This window comes from Bacillus sp. JJ722 (assembly GCF_036963345.1).
Taxonomy (GTDB): domain Bacteria; phylum Bacillota; class Bacilli; order Bacillales; family DSM-1321; genus Bacillus_AD.
Window position 1 is genome coordinate 1 of sequence record NZ_JBALMO010000224.1, and the last position, 3,829, is coordinate 3,829.

The 3,829-nt window shown below is 36.2% G+C and carries 4 protein-coding genes; all 4 read right to left on the reverse strand.

Annotated features, from left to right (window positions below; translation table 11 throughout):
* Window positions 1–28: 28 nt before the first annotated feature.
* The gene (locus V7014_RS21850) at window positions 29–328 is read right to left on the reverse strand and encodes a YunC family protein (protein WP_335510295.1); all 300 of its coding nucleotides are present in this window, start codon (window positions 326–328) and stop codon (window positions 29–31) included.
* A 110-nt stretch (window positions 329–438) separates the two neighbouring features.
* Window positions 439–1,803 carry a bifunctional metallophosphatase/5'-nucleotidase gene (locus V7014_RS21855; protein ID WP_335510298.1) on the reverse strand — a complete coding sequence of 455 codons (1,365 nt, stop codon included), beginning with the start codon at window positions 1,801–1,803 and terminating at the stop codon, window positions 439–441.
* 61 nt (window positions 1,804–1,864) lie between these two features.
* A complete protein-coding gene (locus V7014_RS21860; RefSeq protein ID WP_335510299.1) occupies window positions 1,865–2,692 on the reverse strand; it encodes a sulfite exporter TauE/SafE family protein in 828 nt (275 codons plus the stop codon).
* Window positions 2,693–2,775: 83 nt separating this feature from the next.
* Window positions 2,776–3,624, reverse strand: a complete 849-nt coding sequence (locus tag V7014_RS21865) for a DUF72 domain-containing protein (protein ID WP_335510301.1) — start codon at window positions 3,622–3,624, stop codon at window positions 2,776–2,778.
* Between the last annotated feature and the right edge of the window lie 205 nt (window positions 3,625–3,829).

A 3,829-nucleotide genomic window follows, 5' to 3' on the forward strand; every position in this document is an offset into this window, starting at 1 on the left:
ATTGAAAATCACTTTTCGGGCAGCCTCATCACATTTTTAAAAGAGCTTCTCTTCCTATAGTTCCCTTCTCAATTCCTAAGCTTTCCGCTCCAAATGTCACAGATTCTAATGGTGCTTCTAAAAGCTGATCAAGTGTTTTTACCCCAACTGCTCTCCCAGCAATAATATTGCGGTCTTTCAACTTTTCATTCAACAAAGCAACATCCAAAGCCCCGCACATAATATATCCTTGGTCAGATGATACCACTAGCAAATTTGTCTTTGGCAACTTAACAACAATACCCAAAAATGTTCGACCCTCAATTTGAATTGGTTTTAACTCCATCATAGACACAAATCCCCTCCTTACCTTATTCAGAGTATGAAAAATGCCTAGAATAGGTGTTACATTGGATAAAAAAGACTATCCAACATATTTTGTAGGATAGTCTGCGCAAATTATGGATATATTCTTTTCAACTCATAAGCGAGTAAATCTCTTAGGAACTCGGGTAAGTAATAAGCTTTCTTTTCCGATCTTTTAATTGCAGGAAAGAAAAAACCGAAAGTAAACATATCAGGTATGGCTAAACGATACGTTCTTTTCGTATCAAGTTTATCATTCCCAATCCAAATTTCATGGTGGCTATTCATTGTAATATCGCTATAAACCATGGTACCTAGTACATTGCCTCGGAAGCCAAAACCCTTTATTTGCATATGTGGCCAGGTTGGATCAGTTGACTGAATGATTACTTCTTTTAACTCTGAACCCTTTATTTCAATTACACAAGGATTAATGGGATGCGGACAAATCCGATGCAAATCATATAATGTAACCGGACCAGCATCAAGTTCATCTAGTAATAAACCCGCATTTAAAAATGCACAATCTGCATCGCACCACTCTTTAAGGGTTCTACATAAAAGCTCGACTAATGGTGTTTCCTTAAACCAATCCACCACCAATTTATCCGGTAATTGACATACTTGCTGTGTCATCTTTTCTTTACCTTCTTTGTATAACTTAGCACCGAACTCTTTTTCTCCTTGTACAAGATTTTGTTCATTCATATTATATAATCTAGCTTCACTTTGGAGAATTTTCTTATTTTTATCAACAGTTATCTCAACATGTCCAACATACGTACCCCATTTTCCCGCTCCACATAGTAACGTATCGTTCACATATTTTCCTTCATGAAGAATATGGTGTGTATGCCCTCCAAAAATAAGATTTAATTCTGGAATTTCATTCGCTAATAGCTCGTCATATTCAAGACCTAAATGTGAAAGCAAAACAAGCATATCTGAGTGATCTTTGACTTTCCTTACCACTTGGCGAATTTCCTCAAGAGGCTCCTTAATATTCCACCCTAATGATTCATAAAACAAGCGGAAGTAAGCTGTTGCTCCAATAAAGGCAATTCGTGTGCCTTTATTTGTTGTATGAATACTATAAGGCAATGCCCACTTAGGCCTTTGTTCATTTTTATCATATAAATTCGCTAATACAACCTTAAATTCCGCATCATCATATAAATGATTCAATGCTTCATATGGAAATGTGATTCCTTCGTTATTACCAATTGTCGCAAACTGACATCCTAACTGATTAAGTAATTCCACATTACCCTTACCTGAAGACGCTTCCGTATAGGGATGAAATCGATCTGCGTGATCTCCTATATCTACAACAATGGTCTCTTCCCCAACATCACTATGCCATGCTTTCCGGTCATGGATAAAATGCTCAATTCGTTGCCAATGTTCAAAGTGGCTATGAAGATCATTAATATGATACAAATGTATTTTTTCTTCCAACGTAATCCCCTCTTTTTTATCTATGTACCGCATTTCATTTACTTCAATAAATCACTTTCTTTTAGCCGGTAATTCCCTCTATTATAAGTTTGATACCAATTATTAAAAGCATTATCCGTAAAATGCTTACAAGTGTAGAGCTTTTTAACTTTGTATTAATGTATGCTCCGATTTTCGCTCCAATCCATGCTCCTGGTATTAATGCAATTGCATAAGGCCAGATAACGTTCCCCAATGCAATATGTGTTATAGAGTTCGTAATGGAGGATAAGAATACAAGAAACATGGATGTTGCGACCGCAACGTGTGGAGGAAATAAAAACAACAAAATCATTGCTGGTACAATTAATGATCCTCCTCCAATACCAAATAACCCTGAACAAAAACCTACTACAAAGCAAATTGAAATGGCGATGATTGGACGGTATCCATAAATATATTCCTTTCCATCCTTATCTTGATAAGTTCTTTTAACGGTAGCACTATTAATTAATTTCGATGGTTTTAACTTATCCTTAATCAATAGGATAATTGAAACAATGATAACAAATGAACCAAAGAATAAATTAAATGAGTTCAAATCCAGCATTTTATTGACATATGAACCAAGAATTCCACCAGGTCCGCTACCTATAAAAAAAATCAATCCTGTTCTATAATCCACCGTTTTATATTTTATATAAGCAAGCGTTGAGGATAATCCCGTAAAAATCATCATTACCGTCGAAATTCCAACTGCCTTTTGAGGTGTTAAACCTTCAAGCAGACCTAAAGAATTATGAAAGAACAATACGGCTGGCACAATAATAATTCCGCCACCTAGACCAATTACCGAGCCAATTACCCCCGCACATAAGCCCGTTACTAATAAAAGTAAAATCCATTCCAATTGTATAGCCGCCTTTGTTAAAAAATTTTAAAAAACAACTCTTCATTAACTAATCTTCTTTATTAAAAAAATAATATTCATTACTAAAACAAATCAAGTTGTCTTGGCGCTAAGTTTGAATATTCAATGCCTAGTAACGAAATCAATTCCTTCGCATTATCAGCTGCGTCGCCTCCGGAATTATTATTAAATACTATGTAAATATCTTTTGACTGCTTTTCTAATTGAAGTATGTGCTCTTTCCATTGCATAAGCTCATTCTCATTATATCGATACAAGAAGCGAACAGCTCGCCAATCATCTCCTGCCGTCGCTTTATTCCATCCAAATACATTACGTCCATGCATACGAATTAACGTCTTATTACTAGTAGTAGATTGAAGAACTGTTGGGATGGAACCTTCACCCGCTTGTGGTTCATCGACAATTCCATGAATCCATCCTTCACTTTTCATAAAAGCCAATGTCTTATCTATAAATGGTTCTGCAAACCATGTACGATTACGAAATTCAAGCGCTACGGGAATATCTCGCATTTGTCGCTTACACCATCTCAAATATTCGACATTCTCTTTCACACAATGAAACCAAGGTGGAAACTGAAACAAAACCATCGCTAACTTGTTCGCCTCTTGATAGGGTATTAACGAATCAATATAAGCATCAAACATTTCTTCTTTACTCTTGTAAGATATTTCACTCCTATTATGTCCCGTCATTCCTTGATAGGCTTTTACAACAAACTGAAAAGAATCTGGCGTCTCTTTTACCCATTTTAAACTATTTTGTTTTGATTGAATGGCGTAAAACGTCGTATCAACTTCAACAATTGGAAAATGTTCTGCATACACTTGTAAACGATCACGAGAAGCTAACTTTGAACCATATAATGATTCATGATCTCCCCATCCTGTCACTCCAATATATATCATTTGCCATCACTCTTTACTCAAGTATTAACACTATTCTAACACAGAGAAAAGTAGTGTGCTTTCTTCAACTACTTAAATAGAAAAGCGGAAGAGCCCGCTTTGCTCCGTATGGGCTGGAGCCCATCGACTGAGATAAAGGAAACACGAAGAGATGACAAGCGATTCGATGTGTCAAGCTTCAACGGCCAGCCCCTCGAGGTCATAA

Excerpts from the sequence above, each read along its gene's own strand:
- V7014_RS21850 (WP_335510295.1), bottom strand. The coding sequence starts at position 328 with ATGATGGAGTTAAAACCAATTCAAATTGAGGGTCGAACATTTTTGGGT.
- V7014_RS21865 (WP_335510301.1), bottom strand. The coding sequence starts at position 3,624 with ATGATATATATTGGAGTGACAGGATGGGGAGATCATGAATCATTATAT.